This is a genomic window from uncultured Bradyrhizobium sp. (assembly GCF_964252615.1).
Taxonomy (GTDB): domain Bacteria; phylum Pseudomonadota; class Alphaproteobacteria; order Rhizobiales; family Xanthobacteraceae; genus Bradyrhizobium.
This window is the reverse complement of record NZ_CAXUNQ010000021.1, coordinates 1-17,063: the sequence shown is the minus strand read 5'-3', so window position 1 is coordinate 17,063 and position 17,063 is coordinate 1. Positions and strand designations below refer to the sequence as shown.

14 protein-coding genes and 1 pseudogene are annotated in these 17,063 nt (G+C 63.3%); 6 read left to right on the top strand and 9 right to left on the bottom strand.

The features are described from left to right. The first annotated feature begins 133 nt into the window (after positions 1-133). Together ACFE72_RS12980 and ACFE72_RS12975 are read left to right on the top strand one after the other, a co-directional pair. On the top strand, positions 134-829 hold the full coding sequence (locus ACFE72_RS12980) for a hypothetical protein (protein ID WP_375413504.1): 696 nt from the start codon (positions 134-136) through the stop codon (positions 827-829). 82 nt (positions 830-911) lie between these two features. Then, positions 912-1,622 (top strand): HAD hydrolase-like protein, encoded by a 711-nt coding sequence (locus ACFE72_RS12975; RefSeq protein WP_375413503.1) that lies wholly within the window; start codon positions 912-914, stop codon positions 1,620-1,622. A gap of 22 nt (positions 1,623-1,644) precedes the next feature. Here the strand turns inward: ACFE72_RS12975 and ACFE72_RS12970 are convergent, their stop codons facing one another. Beyond that, entirely contained in the window at positions 1,645-3,339 is a 1,695-nt protein-coding gene (locus ACFE72_RS12970; RefSeq protein ID WP_375413502.1) for a diguanylate cyclase domain-containing protein, read from the bottom strand. A 120-nt stretch (positions 3,340-3,459) separates the two neighbouring features. Here ACFE72_RS12970 and ACFE72_RS12965 point away from each other — a divergent pair, with 120 nt between their 5' ends. Continuing rightward, positions 3,460-4,149 (top strand): YggS family pyridoxal phosphate-dependent enzyme, encoded by a 690-nt coding sequence (locus ACFE72_RS12965; RefSeq protein WP_375413501.1) that lies wholly within the window; start codon positions 3,460-3,462, stop codon positions 4,147-4,149. A 192-nt stretch (positions 4,150-4,341) separates the two neighbouring features. Here ACFE72_RS12965 and ACFE72_RS12960 read toward each other — a convergent pair whose 3' ends face one another. After that, positions 4,342-4,878, bottom strand: a complete 537-nt coding sequence (locus ACFE72_RS12960) for a L,D-transpeptidase (RefSeq protein ID WP_375413554.1) — start codon at positions 4,876-4,878, stop codon at positions 4,342-4,344. Between the two features lie 240 nt (positions 4,879-5,118). Between ACFE72_RS12960 and ACFE72_RS12955 the strand changes: the two genes are divergently transcribed. Continuing rightward, positions 5,119-5,805 (top strand): response regulator transcription factor, encoded by a 687-nt coding sequence (locus tag ACFE72_RS12955; protein ID WP_375413500.1) that lies wholly within the window; start codon positions 5,119-5,121, stop codon positions 5,803-5,805. 60 nt (positions 5,806-5,865) lie between these two features. Then, positions 5,866-6,312: a cyclic nucleotide-binding domain-containing protein gene (locus tag ACFE72_RS12950; protein ID WP_375413499.1), complete on the top strand. Its 447-nt coding sequence runs from the start codon at positions 5,866-5,868 to the stop codon at positions 6,310-6,312. A 41-nt stretch (positions 6,313-6,353) separates the two neighbouring features. On the opposite strand, the gene ACFE72_RS12945 is transcribed toward ACFE72_RS12950, so the two are convergent. Further along, a complete protein-coding gene (locus ACFE72_RS12945) occupies positions 6,354-7,169 on the bottom strand; it encodes an exodeoxyribonuclease III (protein WP_375413498.1) in 816 nt (271 codons plus the stop codon). A gap of 168 nt (positions 7,170-7,337) precedes the next feature. Here ACFE72_RS12945 and ACFE72_RS12940 point away from each other — a divergent pair, with 168 nt between their 5' ends. Continuing rightward, positions 7,338-8,135 (top strand): MlaD family protein, encoded by a 798-nt coding sequence (locus tag ACFE72_RS12940; protein WP_375413497.1) that lies wholly within the window; start codon positions 7,338-7,340, stop codon positions 8,133-8,135. 35 nt (positions 8,136-8,170) lie between these two features. Here the strand turns inward: ACFE72_RS12940 and ACFE72_RS12935 are convergent, their stop codons facing one another. The 6 genes and pseudogenes from ACFE72_RS12935 to ACFE72_RS12910 all read right to left on the bottom strand — a co-directional run. After that, positions 8,171-9,829, bottom strand: a complete 1,659-nt coding sequence (locus ACFE72_RS12935) for a FecR domain-containing protein (RefSeq protein ID WP_375413496.1) — start codon at positions 9,827-9,829, stop codon at positions 8,171-8,173. A gap of 17 nt (positions 9,830-9,846) precedes the next feature. Beyond that, positions 9,847-11,193 (bottom strand): tetratricopeptide repeat protein, encoded by a 1,347-nt coding sequence (locus ACFE72_RS12930; RefSeq protein ID WP_375413495.1) that lies wholly within the window; start codon positions 11,191-11,193, stop codon positions 9,847-9,849. 198 nt (positions 11,194-11,391) lie between these two features. After that, positions 11,392-12,132 (bottom strand): outer membrane lipoprotein carrier protein LolA, encoded by a 741-nt coding sequence (locus ACFE72_RS12925; RefSeq protein ID WP_375413553.1) that lies wholly within the window; start codon positions 12,130-12,132, stop codon positions 11,392-11,394. A gap of 173 nt (positions 12,133-12,305) precedes the next feature. Further along, positions 12,306-14,753: a DNA translocase FtsK gene (locus ACFE72_RS12920; protein ID WP_375413494.1), complete on the bottom strand. Its 2,448-nt coding sequence runs from the start codon at positions 14,751-14,753 to the stop codon at positions 12,306-12,308. Then, positions 14,750-15,991, bottom strand: coding sequence for an aminotransferase class I/II-fold pyridoxal phosphate-dependent enzyme (locus ACFE72_RS12915; RefSeq protein WP_375413493.1), 1,242 nt, complete (start codon positions 15,989-15,991; stop codon positions 14,750-14,752). The genes ACFE72_RS12920 and ACFE72_RS12915 overlap by 4 nt, the downstream gene beginning before the upstream one ends. Before the next feature lie 755 nt (positions 15,992-16,746). Beyond that, a pseudogene (locus ACFE72_RS12910) lies at positions 16,747-17,063 on the bottom strand (ammonia channel protein); the annotation flags it as partial.

Genomic DNA, 17,063 nt, shown 5'->3' with positions numbered 1-17,063 from the left:
GGGCCGTGGGGTCAATGGGTTACGGTCGATCTACCAAGGTCGCGCATCATCTTCCGAGCTCGATCTTGGCGCCGGGTTGCGCCCCCCTCGCATGTGAATATCATGCCCGGCACCTGCATACGGACCGGCGACCATGAACATCTTCGGGGCATTCACCTTCGGCAGCCTGATCAAGACCTTCCTGCCCGGCTTCGTCTGGTTGATCGCACTCGTTATTTTCGTGCTGGACCTCGGCCAGATCCAAGGCTGGGACAAGTCCGTCTGGGAGTTCCTGAAGACCAAGGATCAGGCCGCTCTGGTGCTGGCGATCCCGCTGGCGATTCTGTTGGGCCTGCTGTCCAACGTTGTCGTTTTCATGGGCCTGAACGATCGATGGGTGCGCACGCCGTTCAAGAACAACGAGCCCGCCTTGTGCAGTTTGTACGAACGGCTCTCGAAAAAGCTGCGCGACCAGTGCTGGGCCGCGATCGCCTCGAAGGATGCGAGTTTGGCGGGCGATTGCGACGACTGCATTGATTCCGAGATCATCCTCATTGAGCGCATCGGCGTCGAGAAGTTCGCCTATGTGCGGGAACAATATTGGTACCACCTGGAATTCCAGCTTAACCTGCTGCTGTCGCTGCTGGCGATATTCGCGGCGCTGTTTGTTTCGGTTTTGATCAATGCCAGCGGGTGGCGCGCTTTTGTCTATGCCGCCTTGTGCCTTGTCGCGGGGTATCTTGTCCGCAAATGGCTGCTGAAAGCCGCGAAGAAAAACTATTCGCGCCACATCGCCAAGATGGCGAGCCTGATGACGGCGTTGCTGTCCGCCCAGACCCAGGATCCGTAGCGGCCGGCAGTGATCGGCAGTTCTTTGGGACCGGTCCGACAACGCTGTTTCGCACGCCGCTTCGATCGCATATATTCGATGGATGAAAGCTTATCTTTTCGACCTCGACGGAACGCTGTCGGATTCCAGGGCGGGGCTCTATCCGGCGTTTCGGGCCGGCCTGCATGCGATCGGCGTGGCGTCGGTCAGCGACGAGCAACTGGCGGGTTTTCTCGGAACTCCGTTGCCGGAAATGTTTCGCGGCTTCCGCGCCGGGATCACGCAAGGTGAGATCGACGCCGGCATGGCGGCGTTTCGCGCGGCCTACGAAATCACCGGGATCATCGACAACGAATTATATCCCGGCGTGATCCAGATGCTGACCGCCATTCGGCAGCGCGGCTCTGCGATCTGGGTGGTGACGTCGAAGCCCGAACCGCAGGCGGTGCGCATCGTTGCGCACCTGAAGCTCGACAGCTATGTCGCGGGCGTGATCGGCGCGAGCCTCGCCGAGACCGACACCAAGACGGATCTGGTGGCGCGCGCTCTGACGGCGGCACGGGTTGCCAAACATGAAGCCGTGATGGTCGGAGACAGGCACTACGACATCACGGGCGCGCTCGCCAACGGCGTATTGCCGGTCGGCGCGCTCTGGGGCTACGGCTCGAAACAGGAAATGTCCGCCGCCGGCTGCGGTGAGTTCGTCCATTCTCCGGACGAGTTTCGCATGCGGTTCGTCGAAGACGAGATTCGCGCTTCGGACGGAGCGTCCGCGGACAAGACTCCGGTCAGGCCCCGCCGTGTGGTGAGATGATTGGCCGCAACGCGCGCCGTCTTCACCCCGCCATCTGCATTGCCCCCGCGTCCCCCGCCCTTACCAGCCCATGCTCCACCACCGCATTCCTGCCGCGGTGTTTTGCGGCATATAGCGCCGCATCGGCGGCTTCGATCAGATCCATCGGGGCCTGCGCGTCGCTCGGTGTGGCGCAGGCGACGCCGACGCTCACGGTGACGTATTGATGGGCGCTGGTGGCGTGGGGCATGCCGAGGTCCTGGACCGCGGCGCGGACCATTTCGCCGACATGGAGCGCGCGCGCGGCGGTGAAATTCGGCAGCAGCAGGCAGAATTCCTCACCGCCATAACGGCCGGCAAAGCCACCGGTCTCGTCGGCGATGGCGGACAGCGCTTCGCCGAGCCGGGAGAGACAAACATCGCCCTCGGGATGGCCGTAGGTGTCGTTGTAGAGCTTGAAGTGATCGACGTCGATCATCAGCAGCGCCAACTCGCCGGACGACTGCAGCGCCTTCAGCCATTCGAAATCGAGCCGGCTCTGGAAGCCGCGGCGGTTGGCGAGGCCGGACAGCATGTCGATCGATGCGATCACGGTCAACCGGTCATTGGTAGCGATCAGTTCGCGCTCGCGCTGGCCGAGATGCGCCGCCATTGCATTGAACGCGCGCGCCAGCGGCACGAATTCCGCCGGCAGCCCCTTGCGCGTGACGCGCGCGGTCCAGTCGCCCTGGCCGAATTTTTTCGCAATTCCCGCCATGATGTTGATCGGCGCGATGATGAGTTTCTCGGCGGCGACCAGCGCGCCGAGCAGCACGAACAGGCAGACGAAGGCGAGCTGGAAATAAGCGGTGCGGATGTCGCGGTTGATGCCGGCCGAGACCTTGGCTTCGTCGATCGAGATAACCAGGCGGGAGTCGGTGCCGGCGATGCGCGCAAAGGACGCCGCGCGTCTGGTGCCGTCGGCGGCAGTGAAGGAAACCGTTCCGGTGGATTTGTCCGACCCCAGCGCCTGGCTGGCAATGGCGGACAATAGCGGCAGGTGATCGAGCCGGCGGCCGATCAGGCTGGCCTGGTCCGGGGGCGCTGCAATCACGGTCCCGACGCTGTCGACCATGACGGCGGAGACGCCGGCGCGGCCGCCGAGATTGCCCATGTTCAGCGACATCCAGTCGAGATTGACGGTCGCGATGACGAAGGCGTCCTCGTCGCTGTCGATCGCGGCGACCGGATAGGCCGCCACAATGGTCGGCTGCTTCGATGCCCGGCCGAACAGATAGTCGCTGAGAACGAAGCCGCGGGTCTGCTGCATCCTCTTGAAATAAGGACGGTCGCTGAGGTCGACGCCGACCAGGCCATTCAGGGTCGAGCACTGCACCCTTCCGTCGCGGCCGACGATCGACATGCTGCCGATCCAGGGCAGGTCGACGGTCAGGCTGGCGCGCAGGATTACGCAGCTTTTGCCGACTCCGCCGGCCGAGGCGCGGATATAGGCAGCCGATTTCAGCATCGCCTCGACCGACGAGATCACCTCGCGCTGTGCATTGGCGCTGTGCTGGGCCAGGTTGGCGAATTCCAGGGAGGCGACGGCGATCTGCCTGGCGCGCGTGTCCTCCAGCGAGCGCACCCGTTCCACCATCAAGGGCACCACCAGGATCAGCGCCAGCAGGGCCAGCCGCGCCCGGATTCCCAGAACTGCCTTGAGTTTCGCGCGCTTGCGGTTGAAACTGACGCCAGACATCGTTTGTCCCCTTACCCCGCGCTGGACTTTAAGGATAAGGATTCAAGAAGCCTTTCTTGGATTCGGTAAAACTCGAACGATTTTGCAAGTTCCATAACCAACGATAAAGACAGTTGATACATGGCTAACGAGCACGCCGCGCCGGTAACGCCGCCTTTACCAAGCGGATTGGCTGCGGTGGAAGCGGACATTGTCCGCGCCTGCGACGAGGCGCGCCGCGACCGTGCCGCGGTGACGCTGATTGCGGTCTCCAAAACATTCGGTGCCGAAGCGGTTCTGCCGGTGATCGCAGCCGGACAGCGCGTATTCGGTGAAAACCGCGTCCAGGAAGCCAGGGCGAAATGGCCGGGATTGATGTCCGCTACGCCCGGCATGGCGCTGCATCTGATCGGGCCGCTGCAATCCAACAAGGCGAAAGAGGCGGTGGCGCTGTTCGACGCCATTCACTCGGTGGACCGGCCAAGCATTTGCGAAGCGTTGAGCAAGGCGATCGATCTGCAGAAACGCACGCCCGAATTGTTCGTCCAGCTCAATACCGGCGAGGAGCCGCAGAAGGCGGGGATTGCGCCGGCGGAGGCCGACGCCTTCATCGCCGGCTGCCGCGACAGATATGGGTTGCGGATTTCCGGCCTGATGTGCATTCCGCCTGTAAATGACGCGCCGGCGCCGCACTTCGCGCTGACCGCGAAGATCGCTGCGCGCAACGGATTGACCAAGCTGTCGATGGGCATGAGCGCCGATTTCGCCATCGCGATCCAGTTCGGCGCCACCCATGTGCGGGTGGGCTCGGCGATTTTCGGGACGCGGTGAGCGTCGCCATCATTGCGAGGCGCCCTCGCAATGAAGCAATGACGGGCCTGCGTCCTCAGATGCAGCGCAGCGCGTGGCTGTTCGCGGAGCGGAGCGCTGCTGCGCGGGGGGTCGTAGCGAACACGCGTGCTTGGTACTGTCGCGGTTCTGCGAAGCGACATTGCGCGCTGCATCGCGCCCGGGAAACGGCTCTCAGCCGATGACGATCCTCGTCTGCGGCCCCAGCCGCTTCAGCAGTTGCAGCATCGCGGGCCTGGTCATCGACACACAGCCCGCGGTCGGCGCAAAATTTTGGCGCGCCAGATGCAGGAATACCGCGCTGCCGCGGCCGGCGATGCGCGGGCTCGTGTTATGGTCGATCTCGACAATGAAATCGTAGAGATGATCGTCGCGCCTGAGCCGGTCGCCGCCCCGATGTCGATCCAGCCGCACCGGCTGGTTGTAATGCCGGTCGCCGGGATCCTCGCACCAGGCGTCCTCAGGGCCGATGGCGCGAACGGGCAGCAAGGTGGGCGGCCGTGGATGCCGGTCGGCGCGCCACCACAGCCTCACCGGGTGGAACATGCCGGCGGGCGTGCCGCCGTCGCCTTCGCGCTTGTTGGACCGGATGCCGCCGCGACCCAGCGCGACAGGGATGACCTGCCCGGCGACAGTCAGCCAGCCGCGGCTGCGCGCACCGGCAGCGGCGCGAATTCGCACCAAAGGCAGCGGCCGGCCACGCGAAGGTATCCGATAAGTGATTGAGGGAATTACGCTTCCCGTGCCAGTGAGGGGAACCCTCGCTGGCGCTGGTCTTGCAACTGCCCTATTTCGCGCCATTACAGGACATTCATCAAAAAAGTCGCCAGTTTTGCGCTAGACTACCGGTTGCTTTGTGAATCGGTAACAGGTTGCTATCTCAGAACGAACTTAGCCGGACAAGGGACGCGCTCCCGCGTGTCCTCAGCCGCTCCATAAGGATGGTACGCAATGGCCACTGCCCGCAAGATCCTGATCGTGGACGACGACAACGATCTGCGCGAAGCGCTGGTGGAGCAGTTGTCGCTGCACGAAGAGTTCGAGGCCTCTGCGGTCGACACCGGCGCCAAGGGCGCAACTGCCGCCAAGATCAATGCGCCTGATTTGGTGCTGATGGATGTCGGCCTGCCCGACACCGACGGCCGTGAAGTGGTGCGCAGCTTGCGCAAAGGCGGATTCAAGGCGCCGATCATCATGCTGACGGGCCACGACACCGATTCCGACACCATTCTCGGCCTCGAATCCGGGGCCAATGATTACGTGGCAAAGCCGTTCCGGTTTGCGGTGCTGCTGGCGCGGATCCGCGCGCAACTGCGCCAGCATGAGGCCAGCGAAGACGCGGTGTTTTCGATGGGCCCCTACAGCTTCCGGCCCGGCTCGAAGATGCTGACCGGCGCCAACGCCAGGAAGGTGCGGCTGACCGAGAAGGAAACCGCCATCCTGAGGTTTCTGTACCGCGCCGGGCAGTTGCCGGTGTCGCGTGAGACGCTGCTGCAGGAAGTCTGGGGCTATAATTCCGGCGTCACCACCCATACGCTGGAAACCCATATCTACCGGCTGCGCCAGAAGATCGAGAAGGACGCCGCCAACCCGGAGATTCTGGTGACGGAAGCCGGTGGCTACAAGCTGGTGCCATGATACGATTCGCTCCATCGATTCGTAACGAGCGTCGGCTTTCAGGGCGTCACCCGGACCTCCATGTCGATCGAAGATGATGTTGCGCTGCTGGAGCGCGTCCCGACCTTGCGCCTGCTGGGACGGGAAGCCTTGCGCGTGCTCGCGATCGGCTCCGAGCACCGCGAATTCGCGCGCGGCGATCGCCTGTTCAATGCCGGCGACGATTCCGACTGCGGCTACGTCGTGCAGCGCGGCGCGTTCCGGATCAGCTTTGAAGACGGCACTGCGGAAGTGATCGCCGGTCCGGGTACGCTGATCGGCGAACTGGCGCTGATCGTTCCGATGCCGCGGCCGGCGAGCGCGATCTCGCTGGAATTTTCCAGCGTGATCCGTCTGGCCCGCACCATGTTTTCGCGGGTGTTGGAAAGCGATCCCGCCGCCGCGCGCCGGCTGCGCGACGAATTCGCCGGCCGCACCAGCCAGATCGCCAGCGATATACTAATGGCCGGCGCCAAGCTGAGCATCTGAGTTTCGCCGGGACGACGCATGCTGATGCAGCGTGCGAAGCTCTACAGCTCCAGCATCACCGTCACCGGCACGTGATCCGATGGCCGCTCCCAGCCGCGGGCTTCACGCGTGATCCTGAAATCACGGACGCATTCGCCGAGCGCGCGGGAGACCCAGATGTGGTCAAGGCGGCGGCCGCGGTCGGCGACCGTCCAGTCGGCGGCGCGATAGCTCCACCATGTGTAGACTTTTTCCGACTGCGGAATGCGCGACCGCGCGACGTCGATCCAGTCGCCCTCGGCCTGCGCGCTGAGCAGTTTCTCGCACTCGATCGGCGTATGCGATACGACTTTCAGCAATTGCCTGTGTGACCAGACGTCATGCTCGTGCGGCGCAACGTTGAGGTCGCCGACCAGAACGTGCCGTTGATCGCCGCGCGGATGCAGCGGCCCGCATGCCTTCATCTCGTCGAGAAAGGCGAGCTTGTGCTGGAACTTCGGATTGAGCGCCGGGTCGGGAATATCGCCGCCGGCTGGGACGTAGAAGTTATGCAGCACCAGCGGTTTGCGTATCTGCGCCTTGTCGCCGAAGGCCACCGAGACGTGCCGCGAATCGATCTTGTCGCAGAAGCTGCGGATATGCGTTGCGTCGAACGGCAGCTTCGAGATCACGGCGACGCCATGATAGCCCTTCTGCCCGTTCAGCGCGACGTGCTCGTAACCAAGCCGCTTGAAGCGCTTGAGCGGAAAGGCGTCGTCGGGACATTTGGTTTCCTGCAGGCACAACACGTCCGGCCGCACCGCCTTGATAAATTTCGCGACGAGGCCGATGCGCAGGCGGACCGAGTTGATATTCCACGTGGTCAGGGTGAATTGCATGCCGTTCCTTGTTGCCCGTCATTGCGGGAAGCGCAAGCGACGACGCAATCCGGTCTTCCGCGCGGCCGGCCGGACTGCTTCGCTTCACCCGCAATGACGGCAGGGTCGTGACTGGCAGCAGAAAATCCGGTATTTCATGAACGAACTTGAAGATTGCCGGATTTACCGATGAAGCCGCGGATGACCAACCTGATGATCGGCTCGCTGACCCTGGTCCTGATCGCCAGCGGATTTGGCGCCGTGCTCGGCTATCAGAAATTCGCCGGCGCCAAGCAGCGAATTCCGCTCCGCGTGATTTTCGAAGGTTCGGCGTCCGGTCTGCGCAAGGGAGGCAGCGTCAATTTCGGCGGCATCCGGGTGGGAGAGGTGGTCTCGCTCAAGCTGGACAATCCCCGCCGTGTCGTGGCCCTCGCCATGATCGACAACAGCGCGCCGGTTCGCAAGGACACGCTGGCGGGCCTGGAATTTCAGGGACTCACGGGTATAGCCGCGCTGTCGCTGGTCGGCGGCTCGCCCGAAGCACCACCGGTTCCATTGGACGAGGACGGCGTTCCGGTGCTGACCGCCGATCCGGACGCGACGCAGGACGTGGAGACCAAGATCAAAGCGGCGCTGCGCAACGTCGACAAGGTCATCGCGGACAATCAGGCCGATCTGAAAGATACGCTGCTCAATCTCGAAACGTTTACGGCGTCGCTGGCGACCAATGGCAAAAACATCGACGACGTGGTGCGGCGTGCTGAAACCGGCGTCGGCGCCGTCGACCTCGGCCTTGCCAAAACCGACGACCTCCTGAGCCGTGCCGGGCGCATCGATTTCGCCGAATTGCTTCCGGCCGTGAAATCGCTGCGGGAGCTCGCCGAAAGCTTCGACAAAAAGTCCGGAGCTTTTATGGCCGACGGCCGGCGCATGCTCGGCGATATCAGCGCGTCGGTGAACAAGAAACTCGGTGGGCCGCGCCGGTAGCTGCGGCGCGGTGCGGAAAACGGCAAAGGACGGCCCTACCGCCGGGCCGCGGTAAAGACGCCGCCGCCGACGTAGTTGGTGCCTTGGATCACGACGCTCCCGCCCATCTCTCCGACCGGATTGGTCGGGGAGCGGTAGAAGCTGCCGACCAGGCCCATCTGCCGGTTGCCGACATTCCCAGCAAGCGCGCCGGCGAAATTGGCGGTGTTGCCCTGAAGCGCAACGGTTCCGGAATAATTCGTACTATCGAGACCGGTAACGGCAACGGCGCCGGTCCGCGTTCCGAAGTTGACCTCGTTGGAAAAATTGCCGGCCGCGGCCTTTAGGGCGTTCGACCCGCTGCTTCCGACATTGGCGACGACCTGGCCGATATAGGTGGCGGTACCGGTGACCGGCACGTCGCTGGCCTGGGCCGGACGTCCTGCAACCCACAGCCCGAAAATCGATTCGGTGTTGGTGGGATTGCGGACCGACCAGAATCCCCAACGCGTGTAATCGCATTGGCAGAGGGTCAGGTCCGCCTTGCCGGCCGCCGCCGCCAGTTGCTTGGCTGCATCGGGGGAAACATTGTTCATTTCGCCGCTATAGGGGATGCCGTTGAAGGTGCCGCCTTGCTTGGATTGCGCCGAAAAATTGTTGTAGTTGGTATAGACGCTGGCGGTCGGGTCCATCGGATCCGTCGAGCCGAACTGAAACGTGTCCCGGGTGTTGCCGAACGCCGTGAAGTTCGCCTGAACTTTGTTACCGGTTGCGTCCAGCACGACCTGGGCCGTTCCGGCGACGGGGGTGTTGTTGATCCCGTCGGCTTTGACTTGATCCACAGCGCCGACGAAACCGTTCAGGGTCACCGAGGGACGCGGATCGATGACGGGCCGCTGGTCGGCAATCGTTTGCGCGGCGGCGGTCTGTGCCGAGGTCTGGATCGTCTGTGTGAGATTGGTGTTGGTCGTCGCCGTCTGCACATTCACCGGCGCAATTGGCGGCGGCGGCGTCAGCGCGCCCGCGACCGACGCGCTCGTCGATCCCGTGGCGCGGCGTTCGGCTGCCGCGACATTGCCGCGCGAGGCCGTTCCCGCCGATACGCCGCCGGTTTGTCCTCCGGCGCTCTGGAATAGCTGAAGCATCGCGGTCACGAAGCCGGGCGGCGGCGGCCCGGGCGGGGTCGGCGGGTTTCCGTTCCCGGTCTGCGTATATTCGTTGGCGCCGAGCGTGACGGTGACGCCGCCGGAGGTGACCGACGTCGAACCATAGCCGGCATAGACGCTCGGCCCGTTCACGATAGCGACGCCGCCGCGAATGCCGATCGTCGCCGTGGGAGTCTTGATTTCAGCATTGCCGTTATGGCTGATCAGGCCGCCGACGAAACGCATCGCGCCCTTGCCGACGGTGGCGGCCAGATTGCCGGTGCCGGCTTTCGGATCGAACACATACTCGTCGATGGTCACGTCGCTGTTGGGGCCGACGGTCATCGAGGTCTTGTCGATAAAGAGCACCTGGACCGAGCCGCTTGCCGTGGTCCGGACGCGTTCCTTGTGCGCGATCGACGATCCGATGCTGATGGTGCGCAGGTTGACGGTCGCGGCGGGATTGACCGCAGAGGCGGTGCCGACAACCTGTTCGGCAGATGCGGGAACGCCCAAGGTTGCGGCCGCCGACAGCGCAAGGGCCATTTTCACGTTCTGGAGCCTGGTCATCACCGTCATCCTAACCCTCAGAACCGCAGCGTCGGCCCGAAGCCGATGGAAAAATTCGACGTGGTGAAATTGGGCAGGCTGGAGTTGATCTTGATATACTGGACTTGCGTTCTAATGCCGACATTATCGACGAGCTGCGCGTCGAAGATGACGCCGTAGCGCTGCTCGCGATCATGGCGGATGGTTATCGGATCGATAATCGGGTTGGGCACGATGTAATCGGCCCAGCTATAGCCCACGGTGGGCGCGACCACGTATTGACGCGGCGTGCCGAACAGGTTGAGCGCAAACTCGAACGGAAAGGCGACATCGATCGAGTAGCGGTGGTAGCTGTTGTAATCGAAAATCGCCCGGTTCTCGTCGTAGCCGGCGCGCCCCACCCAATGCAATCCCGGCATCAGCGTGAAATCGGTGATCACCGCGGAGGTCAGAAGACCGCCGGTCTGCTGGCTCGCGGTCGGATAATTGAACGAGTCCGAGAAGTTTCGACGGCGGCCTTCGACGTAGCCCTCGATCAAGCCGACATTGCCGATGGTAGAGCGAGCCGAGACGCCGGCGCCGCCTGCACTGAAATAATTCGCATCTCCGAGCCAGACCTGGTCGCCGATCCCGTAAAATTTGAAGGAGGCGTTCTGGCCCAGCGCGATGCGCGGTCCGACCAGAAGTTCGACGACACCCAGATTGAACTGATCGAGCACGAACTGACGTGAGTTCAGCCCGACGAATGTCGCCTCGATCGCATCGCCGCGCATGCTGGTCTTGTATGCGTAGGTTGCGGCCAGCACCTGGAAGGAATTCCAGTCGGGCCGCTTGCCGAACTTGTTGTCGAGGATGGCGTCCTGACCGAGCGCGCGCACCAGCTGGCCGTCGGGTCCGACATTGGCGTTGGTCTGGTAGCGCAGGCCTGCGTTGAAGAAGACGCTGTATTCGTATTTCGCAAGCCGGCGGTCGATCTCCGCCAGATAGGCCCGGACCTGCGCACGAATGTCGTCGGGGGTGCTCGCCGACTGGGTGGCTGCCTGAAAATAGCCGCGCGCCAGTTCGTAGGAGCCCAGCTTGAAATAGAGCACGCCGAGCTCGAGTTTCACGCGCGGCAGGTCGGGATTGAAGAACAGCATCCGCTCGAGCGCGCCGATCGCGGCCTCATAGTCGCCGCGCGCGACCGCCTGTTCGGCGAACTTGAAGCTCACATCCAGATTGGATGGGCTTTTGTACATCTGCTGAAACAGCGCGTCGTAGTCGTACTGAACGACCGAGGTCCCTATCACGGCCGCGCCAGCCGGCTGCTGCGCGCCCGCATTGGAAAAAGCCGCGCTTGCAAGCGCGCAGCCGATCGCTGCCTTGAGTACTGAAATAAACTTCACGCCGGCCCCAATTGCTAGCGAGAAACCCGTCTTCCATCTGCGTGGAATAATAAAGTTTCCGCAATCTAATGCGATCAGCTTAGCTAGGCGTGCCTGAAAAAGAAGGCCTGACCGGAGGAAGTGGTGGGGTTTTCCGCGATGCGTAACTTTTAAGTCACAGGCGGCAGATCATCCGGTCATGCGTCGGCGCCCGGCGTTCTAGCCCGGCGGCGCCGAATAATTGGTGAAATCGATCTTGAACAGGCCGGGATCGGGCTTCTTCGAGGTATCCAGGTTATATACCGCAACGGTGGTGTCGTAGCCTTGCGGGTCGGTTACGGTCCACTGCTTGAGCTGGTTATCCTTGGCGCCGAGCATCAGCATCAGCCGGCTGGTGCCGATCACCGCGCTCTTTTCCTCGATGGTGACGCTGATGAACTGATCGTCGGCGGTGATGTTGACGACATTGGTGTCCTTCAACAGGTCGATCCGGTCCGACAGCAGATAGCGTAGCGGCGTCTGCGACAGCGGATAGATGTCCTGCGTCGCGAGCTTGCGGTCGCGCACCGCCAGCGAGGATCCGTCGGCGATCATCGCAATCGGAGTCGGCGCGTCATATTCGAAACGCACCTTGCCGGGCTTCTGGATATAGAAGTCGCCTTTGGTCCTGGTGCCGTCCGGACCAACCTGGACAAAATTACCGACCAGCGTGCTCAGCGACGACAGGTAGGTGCTGACCTTGGCCGCTTGCGCCTTCTGGTTGGCGTCGAAGGTCGCGAAAATATTGGCCGGCACGTTGCGGCGCGGATCGGGAATGACCGGATCGGGCACGATGGTGGTCGCCGCCGTGGTCAGGGGCGCCCTCGCCTGTGCGTCGGATACCGATGGCGCGACCCCAGGGCGCGCTTTCGGCGCCGGCTTCGGGACCGGAATGGCTTGCGCCGCGGCAGCGCCGGCCATCGACACCGTGACCAGCGCGGCGAACCCGGCACGCAGAAAGCCCTGAACTGAAAACAACGGCCCGGCCCGGTTTGTCGGAAATTTATGCAAGGTTACGTCCTGTTGAGGGGGTGCATTTTACAGCGCTTTCAGCGCAATTGGATATCGTTTTTGCGTGAGCAGGATGATGCATTTCAAAACCCGCCCTCTTCTTCCTCGACCAGAATTTCGCGCTTTCCGGCGTGGTTGGCCTGCCCGACAATGCCCTCGAGTTCCATCCGCTCCATCAGCGACGCCGCGCGGTTATAGCCGATCTGCAACCGCCGCTGGATATAGCTGGTGGAAGCCTTGCGGTCGCGCTTGACGATCGCAACCGCCTGGGCGAACAGGTCGGCACCCTCGGTCCCGCCCATGCCGGTGGAATCGAACACCGCGCCGTCCTCATCGGTCGGCTCTTCCGCGGTGACGGCTTCGAGATATTCGGGTTGGCCCTGGGTCTTGAGGTGGCGCACGACTTTCTCGACCTCTTCGTCTGACACGAACGGTCCGTGCACGCGGCTGATGCGTCCGCCGCCGGCCATATAGAGCATATCGCCCTGGCCCAGCAGCTGTTCGGCGCCCATCTCGCCCAAGATGGTGCGGCTGTCGATTTTCGAGGTGACCTGAAACGAGATGCGGGTCGGGAAGTTCGCCTTGATGGTGCCGGTGATGACGTCCACCGACGGACGTTGCGTGGCGAGAATGACGTGCAGGCCGGCGGCGCGCGCCATCTGCGCCAGCCGCTGCACCGCGCCTTCGATGTCCTTGCCGGCGACCATCATCAGGTCGGCCATTTCGTCGACGATAATGACGATGTAAGGCAACGGTTCGAGGTCGAGGGTTTCTTCTTCATAGATCGCCTTGCCGGTTTCCTTGTCGAAGCCGGTATGCACCGTGCGCGTCAGCTTCTCGCCCTTGGCTTTGGCTTCGAGCAGGCGCTGGTTGTAACCGTCGATGTTGCGCACCCCGAGTTTGGACATTTTCTTGTAGCGCTCTTCCATCTCGCGCACCGCCCACTTCAGCGCGACGACGGCTTTCTTCGGATCGGTGACGACGGGCGTCAGCAAATGCGGGATGCCGTCATAGACCGAGAGCTCGAGCATCTTCGGGTCGACCATGATCAGGCGGCACTGATCGGGCCGCAGCCGATACACCAGGCTCAAAATCATGGTGTTGATCGCGACCGATTTTCCGGAGCCGGTAGTGCCGGCGATGAGCATATGCGGCGTGCGCGCCAGATCGATGATGATGGATTCGCCGCCGATATTCTTGCCGAGGCACAGCGGCAGCTTGATGGCGTCGTTGGTTTCCTTGGCGGTGAGCAGCTCGCGCAAATAAACCTTTTCCCGGTGCGGGTTCGGCAGTTCGATGCCGATGGCATTGCGGCCCGGTACCACGGCGACGCGCGCCGACAGCGCGCTCATCGAGCGCGCAATATCGTCCGCCAGTCCGATCACCCGCGACGACTTGATGCCGGGGGCCGGCTCCAGTTCGTACAGCGTTACCACCGGGCCGGGATTGGCCTTGACGATCTCGCCGCGAACGCCGAAATCGCCGAGCACCCCTTCCAGCGCGCGCGAATTGGCGTCGAGATCGGCCTTGCTCAGCGGCTGGCGATCGGATGCCTTCGGCGCGGTAAGCACATTCACCGACGGCAGTTCGAACTTGTCTGATGATTTCCGCTGCGGACCGCGCGGCGCAGCCTTCTTGCGCGGCGCGCGGGCGACCGGGGCCTCTTCGCCGTCGTCTTCCTCGCCGCCGCCCTCGAACGCATCGTCGGCCCGGGGCGCCAGCGACGGTGCGACGCCGGGGTTCAAACTCGGTTCCTGGCGATCGAAGGCGGAAGCGCGCGAGCTCGGCGCGCTCGATACCAGCGATGTGTAGGCCAGCGCCAGCAAGCGCCCGATCCGCGCTTTCGCGCTCATCGCCGCATGAACGATCCATCCCAGCGCCGCCGAGCCGCGGTCGTCCTCCTCAATGAACGGCGCGTCGTCGTCCTCGATCGGCGTCAGCTCCTGTTCTTTTGTCCGCGCGCCGAAACCACCGGCGAACAGCAGTGTCGCAATCATCGCGGCGCCAAGAATAAATCCGAACACCAGCCGATAGGCGAAACCCGGCGGGCCGAATACCATGGCGGGCGCACGCACCAGCGCGTCGCCGACCACGCCGCCAAGGCCGGTCGGCAACGGCCATGCGCCGCCATGTGGCCAGCAACTGGCAAATCCGGCCGCGATCACGGTGCAGAGAATCCAGCATGCGATGCGCAGCGCCTCGCGATCGAAATTCCGGTGCGTCAGCATGCGCCAGCCCCAGATCGCCACCGGCAGGACCAGCATGATGGCGCCGAGGCCGAGGATTTGCATGGAAAGATCAGCGGCGATCGCACCGGGATAACCGACGATGTTGCGGATCGATCGCGAGGTGGCGTGGCTGAGGCTCGGGTCCTGCACCGACCACGTCATCAGCGCGGCCGCGGCGACCCCGGACAGGCTGAGCAATGCGAGGCCCGCCAGTTCGCGCAAGCGCCGCGCCAAAGCTTCGCGGATCGAAGCCGGCAACTGGCCGACGATGGGAATGACGCGTTCGATCGCCGGCATGCTCATGGCGCTCCGCGATGATCGAGCGTCTGCACCAGCCGGTGCAGCGCTTCGGCAATGGTGTCGCTGTCCTGCACCAATGCCAGCCGGATGTAGTCAAGGCCGGGATTGCTGCCGTCGGGCTGCTGCTGCGCAAGGTAGCTTCCAGGCAGCACGCGCACGCCGGCGTCCTTGTACAGTTTCAGCGTCACCGCCTCATCGCCGCCATACGACGAGATGTCGAGCCAGACGCAGAAGCCGCCGGCCGGACGATGATAGCCGTAGCGGCTGCCGAGGATCTGATCGGCGAGATCGAATTTGGTGCGATAGAGCCGCCGGTTCTCCTCGACATGCGCCTCGTCGCTGTAGGCGGCGACGGCGACATGCTGCAGCGGCACCGGCACCTGGGGGGCCGCGACGTTGCGCAGCTCGAGATAGGTGCTGAGAAATTTCCTGTCGCCGGCGGCGAAGCCGACCCGCATGCCCGGCAGGTTCGAACGTTTTGAGAGCGACTGGAATGCGACCACGTTGTTGAAGTCGGGCCCGGCCACTTCCAGCATGCTGCCCGGAGCCTGCTTGGTATAGATTTCCGAATAGCACTCGTCGCTGAGAATCATGAAGCCGTGGCGGCTGGCGAGCTGGTACAGGCGGCTGAGATATTCGCGCGATGCCACCGCGCCCTGCGGGTTGGCCGGCGAGGCGATGTAGAACGCGACCGTGCGCGCCAACAGGCCGTCGTCCAGCGCATCGAGGTCCGGCAAAAATCCGTTGGCGAGCGTGGTCGGAAGATAAACATGTTCGCAGCCCGCGGCACGGGCGCCGGCGCCATAGGCCGGATAGAACGGGTTCGGCATCAGGATCGCCGGCCTTCCCTTGCGCTCCGTGACGGTACGGGCGGCAGTGATGGCGGCGAAAAACAATCCCTCCCGGCTGCCGTTCAGCACCAGCAACTCGCTCTCGGGATCGACCGGCCGCGGCAGCTTGAAGCGGGTGCCCAGCCAGTTGGCGGCGGCGCGACGAAACGGCTCGATGCCCTTGGCCAAGGGGTAACGTCCGAAATCGGCGAGGTTTTTGGCCAGCACGGGCCCGACGAAAGCAGGCATCGGATGCCGCGGCTCGCCGAGCGAAAGCATGATCTCCGGCTTACCCGGCTGGTACGGGGCCAGCAATTCGGTCACCCGCACAAAGGGCGAGCGTTCGGGTCGACCGGCGGGCTGTTGGCTGCCGGCGCCTTGCGCCGGACCGGATGAGACGGTCATTGCCATTGGGTAGCGCCAGCACTCTAAAGGGCGGCCGATCGCATGGATAGCCGGCCGGAAACGGATTAGACCACCATAGATACGGCGAGGTTAAGACGCGATTAACCATCGACGGTTGTGGTGATTTTGCTACGGAATCCCATATCTGGGAATACGGTACGCTGGCTCAGGCTTGCCCAAAGTCAGGGCTAGCCGGTCTGAACGATCGGAGTTGACCATGTCAGCGGTAAACCGCCTCCGCCGCTCCCGCCGACTTCTATTCTAAAAGGCGGGCTTCCGCGATCGACGCCGGCGCCCCGCCCAGGCGCTCGTAATCTACGACCGGTAGTAGAGCCAGTCGGCCGCCGCCGCGATGGCTGGGGCGGCGAGCCCGCAAAAATATCTTTCGCCAAGTAATCTGCTGCGCCGATTTATGAGCAATTGATATCTGGCCATGTCCGGAATGGATATTTCCGCTGCCTTGTCCAACGAAATCCCGTCCGTTGCGTGCCGAGCGAGGACACTGGGCTGATGGGCGTTCCGGCATTTCAGATCGTCTCATGCCACGATCATCCGGGTACTGTTTCGGAGTTGTATTTTGTCGCTTCCCATAAAAGAAAGGGGCCCCAGCTTGCGCTGGAGCCCCTCAACGGTCAGGGCATTGCCGGGTATGTGCCCGAACCGGAGTTGCGGGCGCGGTCTCTTGTAGAAGCATGATCTTTTCGGAAAACCGGAAATCCACTTTTCCGGATCATGCTGCAAGACCGCGCCCTGGGAGAACCTTACATGTTGTAGGCGCGCTCGGTATGCTCGGTGAGGTCGAGGCCTTCGCGCTCGACTTCGACCGAGGCGCGCAGCCCGACGATGACGTCGACCACCTTGTAGAGGATCGCCGAACCGACGCCCGAGACCACCAGCGTGGTGCCGACGCCCCAGACTTGCGAGATCATCTGGGCGACCAGGTCGTAGTCCGCGATCTTGCCGGTGGTGTAGTCCATGATGCCGGTGCCGCCGAGGGCCGGATTGACCAGGATGCCGGTGCCAAGCGCGCCGACGATGCCGCCGATGCAGTGGACGCCGAACACGTCGAGCGAGTCGT